17 protein-coding genes are annotated in these 17,673 nt (G+C 61.7%); 14 read left to right on the top strand and 3 right to left on the bottom strand.

What is annotated here, in order from left to right; translation table 11 throughout:
* The first annotated feature begins 182 nt into the window (after window positions 1-182).
* Window positions 183-1,355, top strand: coding sequence for a pyridoxal phosphate-dependent aminotransferase (locus Q6A47_RS18670; protein WP_304485049.1), 1,173 nt, complete (start codon window positions 183-185; stop codon window positions 1,353-1,355).
* Window positions 1,355-2,068: a DNA/RNA nuclease SfsA gene (gene sfsA, locus Q6A47_RS18675; protein ID WP_039575220.1), complete on the top strand. Its 714-nt coding sequence runs from the start codon at window positions 1,355-1,357 to the stop codon at window positions 2,066-2,068. The genes Q6A47_RS18670 and sfsA overlap by 1 nt, the downstream gene beginning before the upstream one ends.
* Here sfsA and Q6A47_RS18680 read toward each other — a convergent pair.
* The gene (locus Q6A47_RS18680) at window positions 2,058-2,375 is read right to left on the bottom strand and encodes a Rieske (2Fe-2S) protein (protein WP_304485050.1); all 318 of its coding nucleotides are present in this window, start codon (window positions 2,373-2,375) and stop codon (window positions 2,058-2,060) included. The genes sfsA and Q6A47_RS18680 overlap by 11 nt on opposite strands.
* A gap of 149 nt (window positions 2,376-2,524) precedes the next feature.
* Here Q6A47_RS18680 and Q6A47_RS18685 point away from each other — a divergent pair, with 149 nt between their 5' ends.
* Genes Q6A47_RS18685 through Q6A47_RS18695 form a run of 3 tightly spaced genes read left to right on the top strand, consistent with a single transcriptional unit; the run spans window position 2,525 to window position 5,210 of the window.
* Window positions 2,525-3,409 carry a heme/hemin ABC transporter substrate-binding protein gene (locus Q6A47_RS18685; RefSeq protein ID WP_304485051.1) on the top strand — a complete coding sequence of 295 codons (885 nt, stop codon included), beginning with the start codon at window positions 2,525-2,527 and terminating at the stop codon, window positions 3,407-3,409.
* 50 nt (window positions 3,410-3,459) lie between these two features.
* A complete protein-coding gene (locus Q6A47_RS18690; protein WP_304485060.1) occupies window positions 3,460-4,443 on the top strand; it encodes a FecCD family ABC transporter permease in 984 nt (327 codons plus the stop codon).
* 17 nt (window positions 4,444-4,460) lie between these two features.
* Window positions 4,461-5,210: a heme ABC transporter ATP-binding protein gene (locus tag Q6A47_RS18695; protein WP_408082845.1), complete on the top strand. Its 750-nt coding sequence runs from the start codon at window positions 4,461-4,463 to the stop codon at window positions 5,208-5,210.
* A 208-nt stretch (window positions 5,211-5,418) separates the two neighbouring features.
* Here the strand turns inward: Q6A47_RS18695 and Q6A47_RS18700 are convergent, their stop codons facing one another.
* Complete coding sequence (locus tag Q6A47_RS18700) at window positions 5,419-5,694, bottom strand: TfoX/Sxy family protein (RefSeq protein ID WP_029612657.1); 276 nt, start codon at window positions 5,692-5,694, stop codon at window positions 5,419-5,421.
* Window positions 5,695-5,839: 145 nt separating this feature from the next.
* Window positions 5,840-7,402, bottom strand: a complete 1,563-nt coding sequence (locus tag Q6A47_RS18705; RefSeq protein ID WP_304485053.1) for a bifunctional aminoglycoside phosphotransferase/ATP-binding protein — start codon at window positions 7,400-7,402, stop codon at window positions 5,840-5,842.
* A gap of 115 nt (window positions 7,403-7,517) precedes the next feature.
* On the opposite strand from Q6A47_RS18705, the gene mrcB reads away from it, so the two are divergent.
* The 9 genes from mrcB to msrQ all read left to right on the top strand — a co-directional run bounded on the left by mrcB (window position 7,518) and on the right by msrQ (window position 17,343).
* Window positions 7,518-9,839: a penicillin-binding protein 1B gene (mrcB, locus tag Q6A47_RS18710; protein ID WP_304485054.1), complete on the top strand. Its 2,322-nt coding sequence runs from the start codon at window positions 7,518-7,520 to the stop codon at window positions 9,837-9,839.
* Between the two features lie 25 nt (window positions 9,840-9,864).
* Complete coding sequence (locus tag Q6A47_RS18715; RefSeq protein ID WP_304485055.1) at window positions 9,865-10,611, top strand: tetratricopeptide repeat protein; 747 nt, start codon at window positions 9,865-9,867, stop codon at window positions 10,609-10,611.
* Window positions 10,608-10,940 (top strand): YqcC family protein, encoded by a 333-nt coding sequence (locus Q6A47_RS18720; protein ID WP_304485056.1) that lies wholly within the window; start codon window positions 10,608-10,610, stop codon window positions 10,938-10,940. Before Q6A47_RS18715 ends, Q6A47_RS18720 begins: the two co-directional genes overlap by 4 nt.
* Before the next feature lie 408 nt (window positions 10,941-11,348).
* A complete protein-coding gene (locus tag Q6A47_RS18725) occupies window positions 11,349-13,073 on the top strand; it encodes an acetolactate synthase 3 large subunit (RefSeq protein WP_304485057.1) in 1,725 nt (574 codons plus the stop codon).
* Between the two features lies 1 nt (window position 13,074).
* Window positions 13,075-13,566 carry an acetolactate synthase small subunit gene (gene ilvN, locus Q6A47_RS18730; protein WP_003250040.1) on the top strand — a complete coding sequence of 164 codons (492 nt, stop codon included), beginning with the start codon at window positions 13,075-13,077 and terminating at the stop codon, window positions 13,564-13,566.
* Between the two features lie 55 nt (window positions 13,567-13,621).
* Window positions 13,622-14,638 (top strand): ketol-acid reductoisomerase, encoded by a 1,017-nt coding sequence (gene ilvC, locus Q6A47_RS18735; RefSeq protein WP_039575260.1) that lies wholly within the window; start codon window positions 13,622-13,624, stop codon window positions 14,636-14,638.
* A gap of 151 nt (window positions 14,639-14,789) precedes the next feature.
* Window positions 14,790-15,641: a CDP-diacylglycerol--serine O-phosphatidyltransferase gene (gene pssA, locus Q6A47_RS18740; RefSeq protein WP_029612651.1), complete on the top strand. Its 852-nt coding sequence runs from the start codon at window positions 14,790-14,792 to the stop codon at window positions 15,639-15,641.
* Window positions 15,642-15,718: 77 nt separating this feature from the next.
* Window positions 15,719-16,732, top strand: coding sequence for a protein-methionine-sulfoxide reductase catalytic subunit MsrP (msrP, locus tag Q6A47_RS18745; RefSeq protein WP_304485058.1), 1,014 nt, complete (start codon window positions 15,719-15,721; stop codon window positions 16,730-16,732).
* Entirely contained in the window at window positions 16,732-17,343 is a 612-nt protein-coding gene (gene msrQ, locus Q6A47_RS18750) for a protein-methionine-sulfoxide reductase heme-binding subunit MsrQ (RefSeq protein WP_304485059.1), read from the top strand. Before msrP ends, msrQ begins: the two co-directional genes overlap by 1 nt.
* Window positions 17,344-17,673 lie beyond the last annotated feature (330 nt).

The following is a 17,673-nucleotide window of genomic DNA, read 5'->3' on the forward strand; positions in this document are numbered from 1 at the left end:
AATGCGCAGGATGCTCCATTTCCGGCGACCGCCGGCCCTGCGACTGCGAGCCGCCGAACTTACCAGATAGGTCGGGGGTTGCGCTAGCCCGCCCGATCCGAGGTATTGACAGCGGCCCGCAGCGTCCGTTCTGTGTCGGTCGACAGTAGAATCATCAGTCTAGTCCCAAACGAGAGAAGGTCATGGCCTATCCCTACAGCGCGCGCAGTCGCGCCATCGAACCCTTCCATGTCATGGCCCTGCTGGCACGGGCCAATGAGCTGCAAGCGGCAGGTCATGATGTGATTCATCTTGAGATCGGCGAGCCGGACTTCACCACCGCCGCGCCGATCGTCGAGGCCGGTCAGGCTGCGCTGGCCGCCGGCCACACCCGCTACACCGCCGCCCGCGGTCTGCCGGCGTTGCGTGAGGCGATCGCCGGTTTCTATGGCCAACGCTACGGCGTGTCGGTCGATCCCGAGCGTGTCCTGATCACCCCCGGAGGCTCCGGTGCACTGCTGCTGGCCAGCAGTCTGCTGGTGGACCCAGGCAAGCATTGGCTGTTGGCCGACCCTGGATATCCGTGCAATCGCCATTTCCTGCGTTTGGTGGAGGGCGGCGCGCAACTGGTACCGGTGGGGCCGGAAGTGAATTACCAGCTCAACGCCGACCTGGTGCAGCGCCACTGGAACCACGACACCGTCGGTGCCTTGGTGGCCTCACCTGCCAATCCGACCGGCACGGTGCTGGGTCGCAACGACTTGGCCAGCCTGTCTCAGGCCACGCGCGAGCGCCATGGGCATCTGGTGGTGGACGAGATCTATCATGGCCTGACCTACGGCATGCAAGCGCCCAGCGTGCTGGAGGTCGATAACGAAGCCTTCGTGCTGAATAGTTTTTCCAAGTATTTCGGCATGACCGGTTGGCGCCTCGGCTGGCTGATCGCGCCGCCCTCGGCGGTGGCCGATTTGGAAAAACTGGCCCAGAACCTCTACATCAGCGCCCCGAGCATGGCCCAGCATGCGGCGCTCGCCTGTTTCCAGCCCGACACCCTGGCGATTCTCGAAGAGCGCCGTGCGGCGTTCGCCCGCCGCCGTGATTATCTGCTACCTGCCCTGCGCGGGCTGGGCTTCGGAATCGCCGTAGAGCCGCAAGGCGCTTTCTATCTATATGCCGACATCAGCGCCTTTGGCGGCGATGCCTTCGCGTTCTGCCGGCATTTCCTCGAAACACAGCATCTGGCCTTCACGCCCGGCCTGGATTTCGGTCGCCACCAAGCCGGCCACCATGTGCGCTTTGCCTACACCCAGAGCCTGCCGCGTCTTGAGCAGGCGGTGCAGCGCATCGAGCGCGGTCTGCGGAGCTGGCAAGGCTGATGCGCTTCGATCCTCCACTCGAACGGGCGCGCCTGCTGCGCCGCTATAAGCGCTTCCTTGCCGATATCGAACTGGACAGTGGCGAGCACTTGACCATTCACTGCCCGAACACCGGCTCCATGCTCAACTGCATGCGTGAGGGTGGACAGGTATGGTTCAGCCGCTCCAACGACCCGAAGCGCAAGCTGCCCGGCACCTGGGAGATCAGCGAGACGCCGCAGGGGCGCCTGGCCTGCGTCAACACCGGTCGGGCCAACGCCTTGGTCGACGAGGCCCTGCGCGCTGGCGTCATCGCCGAACTGGCCGGCTTCACCGCGCTGCGGCGCGAAGTGGCGTATGGCGAGGAGGGCAGTCGCATCGATTTTCGGCTCGAATTCGCCGAGGGCCCGGCCTACGTCGAAGTCAAGAGCGTCACCCTGGGCTATCCCGACAGCACGGTGGCTGCCTTTCCGGATGCCGTGACCCAGCGCGGCGCCAAGCACTTGCGCGAGTTGGCGGCATTGGCGCGCCAGGGCATTCGCGCGGTGCAACTGTATTGCGTCAATCTCACAGGGATAGAGGCGGTACGCCCGGCCGAGGAAATCGATGCGGCCTACGCCAAGGCGTTGCGCGCTGCGGTGGCTGACGGCGTCGAAGTATTGGCTTATGGCGCGCGCCTGGATGCCGAGCAGATCGTGCTCGAACGTCGCTTGCCGGTGCTGCTCAATCCTTGAGCCAGATGCCGCTGCTGTCCTCATGACAGTCCAGTGCGTGCAGGGCTTCGCCTTCGCAAGGCCCGGCGATGCACTCGCCGGATTCGATCAGGAACAGTGCCCCATGATGGGCACAGTGGATCAGGCTGGCGCTGTCGTCGAGAAAGGCCTGCTCATCCCAATTCAGCGCGATGCCGCGGTGTGGACAGCGGTTTCGGTAGAGGTAGACCCGACCCTGACGGCGCACGCCGAACAGCGATTGACCGGCTACGCTGAAGGCGCGGCTGCTGCCTTCGGCTAGTGATGCGGTGGGGCAGAGGAAATGCATGGTAGGCGTCACTCTCGAAAGCGGTAGTCGCTTGACGCATCAATGCGAATAATTATCAAATTGACCCTATTCACTGCGTCAGCCTTCCTATGGTGCGCAGTTCTGCCGAGGGCCTCAAGGTGCTCGGCTGTCTTCTGCGAGGTAACCCGATGATGCGTCGTACGGCTGCTCTATTCATCCTCTTGGCCGGCTTTACGCTTTCGACCCAGGCGTTGGCTGAAGCTCCCGCCCAGCGCTGGGTCAGCGCAGGCGGTGCGCTGAGCGAATGGATCAGTGCCCTGGGAGGTGAGTCGCGTCTGGTCGGCGTCGACACCACTAGCCAGCATCCGCCGTCGCTCAAGGCCTTGCCGAGCATTGGCTATCAACGCCAGCTGTCGGCCGAAGGCATTCTGAGCCTGCGTCCCGATGTGCTGGTGGGGACTGAAGAAATGGGGCCGCCGCCGGTGTTGGCGCAGGTCCGTGCGGCGGGCGTGCGTGTCGAATTGTTTTCCAGCGCAGCCGATCTGGCAGCAGTGGACCAGAATCTTGCGCACCTGGGTGAGTTGCTCGGAGCCCAGCAACAAGCCCGCGAGCTGACGACCCGCTACCATCGTGAGCTCGAGGCACTGAGCACCAAGATCGAACAGGCCCAGGCTCACCAGCGCGCGCCAGGCGTGCTGCTGCTGGTCGGGCATGCCGGCGCCAAACCGCTGATCGCGGGGCAGGGTACGGCAGGCGATTGGCTATTGCGTCAAGCGGGTGCGCGCAACCTGGCCGATCATCAGGGCTACAAGAATTTTTCCGTCGAAGCGCTGGCTGGGCTGGACCCGGATGTGGTGGTGTTCTCTGACCGTGCGCTGGCGGGTGACCAGGCGCTCGCTGCTTTGCTCAAGGAGAATCCGGGGCTTGTTGCGTCGCGTGCGGCACGCGACAAGCGCCTGCTGTCGCTGGATCCCACCTTGCTGGTCGGTGGTTTAGGGCCACGCCTCCCAGCCACACTGCATGAGCTGGCAGCGGCCTTCTATCCGGCAGACAAGGCCAGCCTCGCCCCATGAGGCAACGCGTCCGCCCGCGCGCGCTGTTCATCGGTCTTACTCTCCTGTGCGTGCTGGCGGTGTGGTTGTCGCTGGCGCTGGGGCCGGTCAGCTTGCCGTTGATCGATGTCCTGCGCGCAGGCGCACGATTGCTGGGGTTGCCGCTCCAAGGCGCGGGGCTAGAGCAGGCCGAGCTGATTCTCGGTCAGATTCGCCTGCCGCGCACGTTGTTGGGACTGGCAGTTGGCGCCGTGCTGGCACTGTCCGGTGTGGCCATGCAGGGGCTGTTTCGCAATCCGCTGGCCGACCCCGGCTTGGTCGGTGTTGCCAGTGGCGCGGCGTTCGGCGCCGCCGTCGCCATTGTCGGTGGAAGCTGGGTGGGTGGCTTACCCGAACTCCTGGCGCCCTACTTGCTCTCGTTCTGTGCGTTCATAGGTGGGCTCGGCGTCACTGCGTTGGTCTATCGCCTGGGCCGACGTGACGGGCAGACGGACGTCGCCACCATGCTGTTGGCCGGTATCGCCATGACCGCGCTGGGTGGTTCGGCAGTCGGGCTGTTCACTTATCTGGCGGATGACGCCACTTTGCGGACCTTGACCTTCTGGAACCTGGGCAGTCTCAACGGCGCCAGCTATCAGCGTCTGTGGCCGCTGCTGCTCGTGGCGCTGGGCGTGAGTCTGTGGCTGCCGCGTCGGGCGCGGGCGCTCAATGCCTTGTTGCTGGGCGAGTCGGAGGCACGTCATCTGGGTATCGAGGTCGAGGCACTCAAGCGCGAACTGGTGTTCTGCACGGCCCTGGGCGTGGGTGCGGCGGTGGCTGCGGCGGGGTTGATCGGGTTTGTCGGACTGGTTGTGCCGCACTTGGTGCGACTGCTTGCAGGGCCGGACCACCGTGTACTGCTGCCGGCCTCGTTGCTGGCTGGCGGCGCGCTGCTGCTGTTCGCCGACTTGGTGGCGCGGCTGGCGCTGGCGCCTGCCGAGTTGCCCATCGGTATCGTCACGGCATTCATCGGTGCACCCTTCTTTCTGTTCCTATTGGTCAGGAGGAACCGCTGATGCTCGAAGTCGAGGGCTTGTCGCTCAGCCGAGGCGGTGCCGAAGTCCTGCGTGATATCAACCTGCAGTTGCGCGCCGGGAAGGTGTTGGGCGTACTGGGACCCAATGGTGCAGGCAAAAGCAGCCTGCTGGGGAGCTTGAGCGGTGAGCTAGCGCCCAGTCAGGGTCAGGTCAGGCTGCATGGGAGGGACCTCGCGCAGTGGTCGGGCCCAGAGCGCGCTCGGCGCCTGGCGGTGTTGCCGCAAGCGTCCAGTCTCGGATTCGCTTTCAGCGTCGAAGAGGTGGTGGGCATGGGGCGCTTACCTCACGACAGCGGGCAACAGTCTGACCGGCAGATCATCGACGCGGCGCTGCGTGCCGCCGATGTCTTGCACCTGAGCGCGCGCAACTACTTGGCACTGTCTGGTGGCGAGCGCCAGCGCGTGCACCTGGCGCGGGTACTGGCCCAGTTGTGGCCCGGTAACGAAGGCGCGATTCTACTGCTCGACGAACCCACCTCGGCGCTGGATCCGTTGCATCAGCATACGACCCTGCAAACGGTGCGGCGATTCGCGGATTGCGGAGCGTCCGTTTTGCTGATTCTGCACGATCTGAATCTGGCAGCGCGCTACTGCGACCATATCCTGTTACTTGAGCAGGGCAGGACCCATGCTTACGGAGCGCCGACCGAGGTGCTCACACCCCAGGGGCTGAAGTCGGTGTTTGGCATCGATGTCCTGGTGCAGGCGCATCCAGAACTGGGGCATCCGCTGATCATCGCCCGCTGACGTTATTGGCACGGGTGTGTTCGATCAACGAGCGTTGTCCAGGCAAAAAAAGACCCGGCAAATTGCCGGGTCAATAACCGTGATTAGCCTGATGAGGAGATAATCTGAGAGTCCGAACCAGGGGCTTTCAGTTTACCCAACCAGTCTCGCGACCAGTTGTGATAATCATAACGATTCTCATTTCGTGGTCAACCTCTTTTTTCACTCATCACGATTTTTTTTGCGGGACTGTCTTGGCATCCAACTGCTGGTTCAGCGCTTGTTTGCGCTCGGCCGGCAGGTCATTCCAATGCATGTCCAGCAGTGCGGCTTCTATGGCGTACAGCAATACCTTCGAGGCACGGAACCCTCGGGTCTTGACTGCCTGGTACGCGCCGACCGCACCCAGGCGGCGCAGGTCGGATACGCTGTGGATGCCGGAGGCATGCAACCACTGCGCAGAGGTCTTGCCCAGATTCTTCAGATGCTGCAACTCATCATTCATCGAGCCTCCTTGCGCTGGCCGATCGGTTCTGTGGATAAATCGCGAACGGTCAGACTGGAGTGTAGCGGGGCTTGGCACAGGCGCGGCCTTTCGCCATCGGATGACGACGGACTGCCCACGTGCCACTTCGATCACCCCGCGCTTGTCACAAACCCGGCAGGCGCTGGCGGATCTGCTCGATCAACTGGTCCATGCTGGCGCTTTCATGGGTATCGACACGCTTGCCATGGACCGCTTCCTCGTCGTCCAGTGGCTCGCGACTGGCTTGTTGAGCCTTGACGACCTCCAGCGTGGCGTCGGATGGATCGACATTTTCCGTCTGACGCTGCTCAAGCCAACTGATGATGACCGCCTCGGGGGCTTGGCAGTCGAGGATCAGGAAAGGCACGCCTGTGCTACTGGCCACATTCGCTACGGCCTTGCGCTGCTCGCGCTTGAGGTAAGTGGCGTCTAGCACGACGGGGAAACCGGCGCGCAGGATGGTGTCTGCCAGAGCGTTCAGGCGCTGGTAGGTCGCTGTACTTGCTTCCTGGTCGTAGATCCCGGCTTGCAGCTCGCCGGTACTGTGTACGGGCTGTTCACCGAATAGACGCTTGCGCTCCACATCCGAGCGTACGCGAATCGCTCCCAGCGATTCCACCAAGCGCATGGCCACGTGGCTCTTGCCCACCGCCGAGACGCCATGGGTAATGGCCAACAGGCGCGAAGGAATGGCGCTGTAGCTTTCAGCCAGATCGGCGTACTTGCGGTAGGTGCGCAGGGTGGTGGCGCGTTGCATGCCGTCGGCGTCAGGCGCCATGCTGAACAAAGCGACCTTGGCCCGCACCAGGGCCCGGTAGGTCTTGTAGAAGTTCAGCAACTCCAGGCCCTGGTAATCGCCGGTCAGCTCCAGGTACTGACTGATGAAGCGGCGAGCCAGACACTTGAGACCACGGTCTTCCAGGTCCATGGCCAGGAATCCGACGTCGGCGTAGACGTCGGTGAGGCGAAACGGCTCGTTGAACTCGATGCAGTCGAAGATCACCACCTTGCCGTCGATCACGGTGGCATTGCCCAAGTGGATGTCACCGTGGCATTCACGAATGAAGCCGTCGCGTTTGCGCGCTTGCAGCAGGCCGTGCAGCCGGTCGAAGCTGCTGCGCGCCCAGGCTTGCAGGGCATCGAGCTGCTGCAGGTCGGCCTTGTCGGTGAGGAAAGGGCGGATCTGCTCGAAATTCTGCTCGACCGGCGCCATCACTGATTCGGGTGTGCCCAGGGGGTGCTCGACCGGCACCTGCGGCGCCTGCAGATGGAATTCGGCGATCTGCCGGGCCATCTGGTCGATATGTCCGGCGTTCAGTTCACCGTTGGCCTGCAGCGTGCCGAGCATCTGGCCTTGGGGGAACTGGCGCATTTTCAGGGCGTATTCGATCGCCTTGCCCGTGCCGCCGATCTGTGGCGCGTCGGCGCTGCCCGTGATCGGCAGCACTTCCAGGTAGAGGCCGTCGGTCAGGCGCTGATTCAGGCGCAACTCTTCGTTACAGAAATGCTGGCGTTGCTCCAGCGTGGTGAAATCCAGAAACCCGAAGTTCATCGGTTTCTTGATCTTGTAGGCATATTCGCCCGTGAGCAGCACCCAGGAGATGTGCGTCTCGATGAGCTCGAAACCCTCGACGGCGTGAGGGTAGAGGGCGGGGTTCTGCAGCGCGCTGATCAGGGCTTGGCTCACGGAGATCCTTCCGGGTGTCAGGGAATTCGAAGCTCACATTATGGTCAATGCAGCCGCCCCTGCCTACCGCCGCAGGCCGACCCCTGCCTTCGCAAAGTGCGTATAATCCGCCGCCATGACTCGAACTCGAAATCCCCGAACTCCGAAAAAACGTCCGCCCAGCCGCTCCCGCGTCTGGCTGGGCTGGGCGCTGAAGCTCAGCCTGGTCGGCCTGGTGGTGATCGCCGGCTTTGCGGTGTATCTCGACGCTGTCGTCCAGGAGAAGTTCTCCGGCAAGCGCTGGACCATCCCGGCCAAGGTCTATGCTCGGCCGCTGGAGCTCTTCACAGGCCAGAAGCTGAGCAAGGACGACTTCCTCACCGAACTCGATGCCCTGGGCTATCGCCGTGAGGCCGCCGTCAACGGTCCCGGTGAAGCGTCGGTCAATGGTGGCACGGTGGACCTCAACACCCGTGGCTTCCAGTTCTACGAAGGCATGGAACCTGCGCAGTTCGTGCGCGTGCGCTTCTCCGGCGATTATGTGGCCGGGCTGGCGGGCGCCAACGGTGCCAAGCTCGATGTGGTACGGCTGGAGCCGCTGATGATTGGCGGCATCTACCCGAAAAATCTCGAAGACCGCATTCTGATCAATATCGATCAGGTGCCGCCGTACTTGCTGGAAACCCTGATCGCGACCGAAGACCGCGATTTCTACAGTCACCACGGTGTGTCGCCCAAGTCGATTGCCCGGGCCATGTGGGTCAACACTTCGTCCGGCGCCATGCGCCAGGGCGGCAGCACCTTGACTCAGCAGTTGGTGAAGAACTTCTTCCTGACCAACGAGCGCAGCCTTAGCCGCAAGCTGACCGAAGCGATGATGGCCTTGCTGCTGGAACTGCACTACGACAAGCGCGAGATACTCGAAGCCTATTTGAACGAAGTGTTCGTCGGTCAGGATGGTCAGCGTGCGGTACACGGATTCGGGCTTGCCAGCCAGTTCTTCTTCAGCCAGCCGCTGTCCGAACTGAAGCTGCACCAGATCGCGCTGCTGGTGGGCATGGTCAAGGGGCCGTCCTATTACAACCCTCGGCGATATCCGGAGCGCGCATTGCAGCGTCGCAACCTGGTGCTCGACCTGCTGGCCCAGCAAGGTGTGGCCAGTCAGGAGGTCGTCGATGCCGCGAAGAAGATGCCGTTGGGTGTCACCAAGCGCGGCAGCCTTGCAGACAGCTCCTTCCCGGCGTTCCTCGACCTGGTCAAGCGTCAACTGCGTCAGGACTATCGCGACGAAGACTTGACCGAGGAAGGACTGCGGATTTTCACCAGTTTCGATCCGATCCTGCAGATGAAGGCTGAAACGGCCATGACCGACACCTTCAAGCGTCTGGCCGGCCGCAAAGGTGCTGATGAGGTCGAGTCGGCGATGGTGGTGACCAATCCGGAAACCGGCGAAGTGCAGGCGCTGATCGGCAGTCGGCAGTCGGGCTTCGCTGGCTTCAATCGGGCCATCGATGCCGTGCGCCCGATCGGTTCCCTGGTCAAGCCCGCGGTTTACCTGACCGCGCTCGAACAACCGAACAAGTACACCCTGACCAGTTGGGTGCAGGACGAACCGTTCTCGGTCAAGGGCGCCGATGGTCAGGTCTGGCGTCCGCAGAACTACGACCGTCGCCCGCACGGCACCATCTACCTCTATCAGGGCTTGGCCAACTCCCTCAACCTGTCCACGGCCAAACTCGGCCTGGAGGTGGGGGTGCCCAACGTACTCAAGACCATCGGCCGCCTCGGTGTGCAGGTGGACTGGCCTGCATTCCCCTCGATGCTGCTGGGGGCCGGTGGCATGTCGCCGATGCAGGTTGCGACCATGTACCAGACCATTGCCAATGGCGGCTTCAATACGCCGATGCGCGGTATTCGCAGTGTGCTGACCGCCGAGGGCGAGCCGCTCAAGCGCTACCCGTTCCAGATCCAGCAGACCTTCGACCCCGGCGCCATTTACCTGGTGCAGAACGCCATGCAGCGGGTGATGCGCGAGGGCACCGGACGCTCGGTGTACAACGTGCTGCCGAACAACCTGACCTTGGCAGGCAAGACCGGCACCAGCAACGATTCGCGCGACAGTTGGTTCTCCGGCTTCAGCCAGGATCTGCTGGCGGTGGTCTGGCTTGGCCGCGACGACAACGGCAAGACGCCCTTTACGGGTGCTACCGGTGCGCTGCAGGTGTGGACCAGCTTCATGCGCAAGGCCGATCCGCTGCCGTTGGACATGCCGCAGCCGGACAACGTGGTCCTGGCCTGGATCGACCCGCACAGCGGCCAGGGCTCGGATGCCAGCTGTCCGGGAGCGGTGCAGATGCCGTATATTCGCGGCAGCGAACCAGCGCCCGGCACGGCCTGTGGCGGCGAGCAGAATCCTGCCGAGTCGGTCATGGACTGGGTCAAGGGCTGGATGAATTGAGTGGCTGTATTGAAGAGGGTATGACGTGAACAAGTGGTGGTTTCCTGCCTTGACCGCGCTGGCCGTGTTGCACGGTTGCGCCAGCGTCCCGCGTGGCGCCATACCCGTGGTGGATTCGAGCACCCGGGTCTCGAACAGCGAGCGCGTGACCGCCAATCGTGGTGCGCCGGTGCGGGCACCGAGCGGCGGCACGTCCCAGGCTCAGTCGCTGCCTGAAGACTCGGGCGTCACCGTGATGATCCCGCAAGGCGCGGGCTCGACGCCGATCCAGACCTACCCGGCACAGACCGGTGCTGCGCCCTTGAGTACTGGTCCGATCACCACCAGCCCTAACCCGGCCGGTGATGAGCCGTTCGATATCGCCGCCATGAACAATGCGCCAGCGGCCAGCAGTGCGCCTACCGGCATCCCGCGCGGCAGTGCCGGTGGGCTGTCGGCGGACGAGCAGCTCGATGGGCCGGTACTCGCCTTGCTCACCACTGCCCAGCAGCAGCAGGGCGGCGGCGATTTCAATGGCGCCGCGTCGAGCCTCGAACGTGCCCAACGTATCGCCCCGCGTGAGCCCCAGGTGCTGTTCCGCCTGGCCCAGGTGCGACTGTCCCAGGGTGATGCCGCGCAGGCCGAGCAACTGGCTCGCCGGGCGTTGACCTATGCCAACGGCCGTCCTGATCTGCAAGCCGAGTTGTGGAACGTCATCGCCCAGGCCCGTGACAAGCAAGGTGACAGTGCTGGCGCGGCGTCGGCCCGTCAGAAGGCGCGGACCGCGTCGTGATGGAGCAGCGTATCCTCGACATCGCCGATCATCTGCTGCTGATCGAGCGGGAGCTGCAGATCCAGGGTTGGTGGGATGAGCATCCGCCCAGCCCTGAGGCACTTGCCAGCAACATACCCTTCGCAGTCGACAGCCTAACGTTCGAGCAATGGCTGCAATGGATTTTCCTGCCACGCATGAAGTTGATTCTCGAGCATGGGCATCCCCTGCCCAATGCGTCGGGGATTCTGGTCATGGCCGAAACCGTGTTTGCTCATCGCCCTGATGAAAGTCGTGAGCTTCGGCGGCTGCTGGCCGCATTCGACGAATTGATCACGCCATCTGCCTGATTTTCTCTGTTTTTGCTTCCGGGGCCGCAGATTGTGGCCCTTTTTTATGGAAATCTTTATTTTCCTGCTGCATCACTGCTTTTTAGTGGTGGATGAAATTGAACTCTTGGGAAAACTGGCAATAATTTTTCTTGACTTGCACGCGCTGAATCAGAAGAATCCAGTTTCCGCTGTAGGGGGACTGCCAGAAGCAGACCCGCTAGGCAGATCATGAGGCGCACACCCGCGCCGACTCGCTACACCCCGCAACGCGTTACCTCGCGCTGGGTGGGAAAACCCCGCAACACTCTGGGGCGCTCCCAATACTTGCTCAGTCAGTGCTGACGTTCGCTCATGCTCTGCTTGGCAGTAAACCTATTAAGACCCGCCCGGATGGGGCGGTATTCTGGCGTTTTAGAGGTGAACAACGTGGAGCTTTTATCTGGCGCTGAGATGGTCGTCCGCTTCTTGCGTGACGAAGGCGTTAAGCACATCTACGGGTACCCTGGCGGTGCTCTCCTGCATGTTTACGATGCCCTGTTCAAGGAACCGGAAGTCGAACACATCCTGGTCCGTCATGAGCAGGCGGCCACCCACATGGCCGACGGCTACGCCCGCGCCACCGGCAAGGCGGGTGTGGTGCTGGTGACCTCCGGTCCCGGGGCGACCAATGCCATTACCGGCATCGCCACGGCCTATATGGACTCGATTCCGATGGTCATCCTGTCGGGCCAGGTGCCGAGCACCATGGTCGGCACCGATGCCTTCCAGGAAACTGACATGATCGGGATCTCTCGGCCGATCGTGAAGCACAGCTTCATGATCAAGCACCCGACCGAGATCGCCGAGACGCTGAAGAAAGCCTTCTATCTGGCTCAATCCGGCCGTCCGGGCCCCGTCGTGGTCGACATTCCGAAGGACATGACCAATCCGGCCGAGAAATTCGAATACGTCTACCCGAAAAAGGTCAAGCTGCGCTCCTACAGCCCAGCCGTACGTGGTCACTCCGGGCAGATCCGCAAGGCGGCCGAGATGCTCGTGGCCGCCAAGCGCCCCATCATCTATTCCGGTGGCGGCGTGATTCTGGGTGGCGGTTCTGCGGCGCTGACCGACATCGCCAAGTCACTGAACCTGCCGGTGACCAATACCCTGATGGGATTGGGCGGCTTCCCGGGCACTGATCGCCAGTTCCTCGGCATGCTCGGCATGCACGGCAGCTACACCGCCAACCAGGCGATGCACAATGCCGATGTCATCCTTGCGGTCGGCGCGCGCTTCGACGACCGTGTGGTCAATGGACCGGCCAAATTCTGTCCGAATGCCAAGATCATCCACATCGACATCGACCCGGCGTCGATTTCCAAGATGATCAAGGCCGATGTGCCGATCGTCGGCCCAGTCGACAGCGTGCTCAGCGAGATGCTGACGATCCTCAAGGAAATCGGCGAGAAGCCTGAGAAGGTTGCGCTGGATGCCTGGTGGAGGCAGATCGACGAATGGCGCGGTGATCGCGGTCTGTTCCCTTACGACAAGGGTGACGGCAGCGTGATCAAGCCCCAGCAGGTGATCGAGACGCTGTGCGAAGTGACCCAAGGCGATGCCTTCGTCACGTCCGACGTGGGCCAGCACCAGATGTTCGCAGCGCAGTACTACCGTTTCAACAAACCCAACCGCTGGATCAACTCCGGCGGCCTGGGCACCATGGGCTTCGGTTTCCCGGCTGCCATGGGCATCAAGCTCAACTTCCCGGATCAGGACGTGGCCTGCGTGACGGGTGAGGGCAGCATCCAGATGAACATTCAGGAACTGTCCACCTGCATGCAGTACGGCCTGCCGGTGAAGATCGTCAACCTGAACAACGGGGTGTTGGGCATGGTTCGCCAGTGGCAGGACATGGCCTACAACGGCCGTCACTCCCACTCCTACGTCGAGTCGCTGCCTGACTTCATCAAGCTGGCCGAGGCTTATGGCCATGTGGGTATTCGCATCACCCGCCTGGAAGATCTCAAGCCGAAGCTGGAAGAGGCCTTCGCGATGAAGGACCGCCTGGTGTTCATCGACATCGCGGTGGACCGGTCCGAGCACGTCTATCCCATGCAGATCAAGGATGGCTCGATGCGTGACATGTGGCTGAGCAAGACGGAGCGTACCTGATATGCGGCACATCATTTCCCTGCTGCTGGAAAACGAACCCGGTGCCTTGTCGCGCGTGGTTGGTCTGTTCTCCCAGCGCAACTACAACATCGAAAGCCTGACCGTGGCACCGACCGAGGACCCGACGTTGTCGCGCCTCACCTTGACCACCGTGGGCCACGACGAAGTGATCGAGCAGATCACCAAGAACCTGAACAAGCTGGTGGAAGTGGTCAAGCTGGTCGACCTCTCGGAGAGCGCCCACATCGAGCGCGAACTGATGTTGGTCAAGGTCAAGGCCACCGGCGCTCAGCGTGCCGAGATCAAGCGCACCACGGACATTTTTCGTGGCCAGATCGTGGACGTCACCGCCAGCGTGTACACCGTGCAACTGAGCGGAACCAGCGACAAGCTGGACAGCTTCATTCAGGCGATCGGCACCGCATCGATTCTCGAAACCGTGCGCAGTGGCGTCACCGGCATTGCCCGTGGCGACAAAGTCCTCAGCATCTAACTTCATCCAATTAGCGATGGCCCTGCGGGGCCGAGATATAACCAGGGGTATTTCCATGAAAGTGTTCTACGACAAAGACTGCGACCTCTCCATCATCCAGGGCAAGAAAGTCGCCATCATCGGTTACGGCTCCCAAGGTCACGCCCAGGCGTGCAACCTGAAGGACTCCGGTGTAGACGTCACCGTCGGTCTGCGTAAAGGTTCGGCCACCGTCGCCAAGGCAGAAGCCCACGGCCTGAAAGTGGCCGACGTGGCCTCGGCCGTCGCCGCTGCCGACCTGGTCATGATCCTGACCCCGGACGAATTCCAGGGCACCCTGTACAAAACCGAGATCGAGCCGAACATCAAGAAAGGCGCTACCCTGGCCTTCTCCCACGGCTTCGCCATCCACTACAACCAGGTCGTTCCGCGTGCCGACCTCGACGTGATCATGATCGCGCCGAAGGCGCCGGGTCACACCGTTCGCTCCGAGTTCGTCAAAGGCGGCGGTATTCCAGACCTGATCGCTGTTTACCAGGACGCCTCTGGCAACGCCAAGAACGTCGCGCTGTCCTACGCCGCTGGTGTCGGTGGCGGCCGTACCGGCATCATCGAAACCACCTTCAAGGACGAGACCGAAACCGACCTGTTCGGCGAGCAGGCCGTTCTGTGCGGCGGCACCGTTGAGCTGGTCAAGGCCGGTTTCGAGACGTTGGTCGAAGCCGGTTATGCGCCGGAAATGGCCTACTTCGAGTGCTTGCACGAGCTGAAGCTGATCGTCGACCTCATGTACGAAGGCGGCATCGCCAACATGAACTACTCGATCTCCAACAACGCCGAGTACGGTGAGTACGTCACCGGCCCTGAAGTCATCAACGAAGAATCCCGCAAGGCCATGCGCAATGCCCTCAAGCGCATCCAGGACGGCGAGTACGCGAAGATGTTCATCAGCGAAGGTGCTACCAACTATCCGTCGATGACCGCCAAGCGTCGCAACAACGCAGCCCACGGTATCGAAGTGATCGGCGAGCAACTGCGTTCGATGATGCCTTGGATCGCGGCCAACAAGATCGTCGACAAGACCAAGAACTGAGTCTTGCTCGAATAGATGAAAAACGCGGCTTCGGCCGCGTTTTTTCGTTTAGGCCGCCCGCATCTGGTATAAAGCGACCAGAGGTCGGCTGTCAGAACCTGTTTCGCCGGCCCATGTCGAATCTATTCCACCCCGTTGCAAGGTACTTTTCATGACCGAACGTCCCGAAGAGCCGAACAAGCCCTCCGACGCCGAAAGCCTGCTACCTGTCGATGAGCATGTCGAAGAAGGTCACGATGCCGAAGGGCGCAAGGTCCGGCACCGCGGTATCTACCTGTTGCCCAACCTGTTCACCACTGCCAACCTGTTCGCCGGTTTCTACTCGATCATCAACTCCATCAGCGCGCAAAGCGCTTTGAGCGCGGGCGATCCGCGCGAGGCGAGCAAGTATTTCGCTTTCGCGGCCATCGCCATCTTCGTTGCCATGGTGCTCGACAGCCTCGATGGCCGCGTGGCACGCATGACCAACACCCAGAGCGCCTTTGGCGCTGAGTATGACTCGCTTTCCGACATGGTCGCCTTTGGTGTGGCGCCCGCCTTGCTGGCCTTCGGCTGGGCACTGGGTGACATGGGCAAGGTCGGCTGGATGGTTGCCTTCATCTATGTGGCGGGTGCTGCACTGCGTCTGGCCCGTTTCAATACTCAGGTTGGCACGGCCGACAAGCGCTACTTCATCGGCCTGGCCAGTCCGGCAGCGGCAGGTGTAGTGGCCGGTACTGTCTGGGCCTTCAGCGATTACGGCATCCAGGGTTCGAAATTATCCTTCCTGGTCGCGCTGCTGGTTGCGGCCGCCGGCATGCTGATGGTCAGCAACATCAAGTACAACAGCTTCAAGGAACTCGACCTGAAAGGCCGTGTGCCGTTCGTTGCCATCCTGGCCGTGGTATTGGTGTTCGCCGTGGTATTCAGTGATCCGCCACGCATCCTGCTGCTGATCTTCCTCGGTTATGCGATCTCCGGCCCCGTGCAGTACTTGCTGCGCACCCGTCGGCGCAAGAACTGAAAAATAGTTAATGCTGGAATAACCTCCCGGCTCCAGAGTCTTACTGGTACATCCCTCACCAGTGCTTTGGAGCCGTCATGCTCATCAAGCTGCCTAGATCGTCCGATTGCCACGAATCGGAGGTCACCCCTGAAAGCCTCTACGTCTCACGCCGCTCCCTGTTAGGGGGCTCGATGGCCGGTTTGGCGTTGTCGGCCTTGCCGCGGCTGGGCCAGGCTGCACAGGTCTCGCGTTATGCCGATGTCGATGATGGCGCCGCGCCCGCATGGCTTAAGGAGAAGCTTGAGCATGCACGCTGGCAGGCAGTGACGGTCAAGGACGAAGCCATCACACCTTTCAAGGACGCTACCCACTACAACAATTTCTATGAGTTCGGGCCTGACAAAGGGGATCCTGCTGCCAATGCAGGCAGTCTGAAAACCGAGCCCTGGAGCCTGGTCGTCGATGGTGAGGTCGGTAAGCCGGGGCGCTATGCGCTGGAAGACTTCGTCAAGCCGCTGCAGTTGGAGGAACGTATCTATCGGCTGCGTTGCGTCGAGGCCTGGTCGATGGTGATCCCTTGGCTGGGGTTTCCGTTGGCCGATGTGCTCAAGCAGGTCGAGCCCACTGCCAAGGCTCGCTACGTCCGCTTCGAAACGCTGCAGGATCCCCGGAGCATGCCAGGGCAACGTTCCGGCTTCGCCTTGATCGACTGGCCTTACGTGGAAGGGCTGCGTCTGGATGAGGCGATGAATCCGCTGGCGATATTGGCGGTGGGCATGTACGGGCGCGAGCTGGCTAACCAGAATGGGGCTCCGCTGCGCTTGGTGGTGCCGTGGAAGTATGGCTTCAAGAGCATCAAGTCGATCGTGCGGATGAGCTTGGTGAGTGATCAGCCCCACACGACTTGGCAGGGCTTGGCGCCCAGTGAGTACGGCTTCTATGCCAACGTCAATCCGCAGGTCGATCATCCGCGTTGGAGCCAGGCGCGTGAGCGGCGTCTGCCCAGTGGCCTTTTCAGCCCTAACGTGCGTGCCACCCAGATGTTCAATGGTTATGAAGAAGAAGTCGCATCACTCTATAGCGGCCTCGATCTGAGGAAGAACTATTGATGCGCTACCCCTGGTTTCGCCTGGCGATTTTTCTCATCGGTTGCTCGTTCCCGCTTTGGTGGCTGTATGAAGCAGCCATGAGTCTGTTGGGGCCTGATCCGGGGAAGGTAATGATGGACCGTCTGGGGCTTGGCGCGCTGATTTTCCTGCTGATCAGCTTGTGCATGACGCCTTTTCAGAAGCTGACGGGATGGCCTGGCTGGATCGTGGTTCGACGCCAGTTGGGGCTGTGGGCGTTTGCTTACATCGTGCTTCACGTCCTGGCCTACCTGTTCTTCATTCTGGGGCCGGATTGGGGGCAGTTGGCGATCGAGTTGCGTAAGCGGCCTTATATCATTGTGGGGGCGTTGGGCTTGCTTGGGTTGCTGGTGTTGGCTGTCACCTCGAATCGCTACAGTCAGCGGCGACTGGGGGCGCGGTGGAAGAAGTTGCACCGTCTGGTGTATGGCGTGTTGGCCCTTGGGTTGCTGCATTACCTGTGGATTGTCCGCTCGGACCTGGAGGAATGGGCGTTCTATGCGGCCCTTGGGGTGCTTTTGTTGGTGCTGCGAGTTCCGGTAGTGGCTCGGGGTTTGGGGCGGGTAGGTCGCAGGCGGATAAATGCACGGTAAGTACGCATGAGGCGACGACGCGGGGTAGGGGTCTCAATCGCCTTAGCGACCAACTTGTTTCAACTATTTGAATTTATTTGAAATTAAGCCTTGACCGCTGTTCAGATCCCCTTATAATGCGCCCCACTTCCGCAGCAAACGGAACGCGAAACTCCTTGATAATCAACGAGTTAAGCGAGTTCGGTGTGGTGCGAAGGGCTTCGTCCTCGGGTTGAAAGCGGTGAAAAAGGCAGTTGACAGCATCGTTTGGTGCTGTATGATTCGCCTCCCGCTACGAGAGATCGCAGCGAGTCAAGTGTTTGAAGCTAAACGAGTTTCTCGGTAAAAACT

Origin of the sequence: Pseudomonas boreofloridensis (genome assembly GCF_030580795.1) — a bacterium.
Classification (GTDB): domain Bacteria; phylum Pseudomonadota; class Gammaproteobacteria; order Pseudomonadales; family Pseudomonadaceae; genus Aquipseudomonas; species Aquipseudomonas boreofloridensis.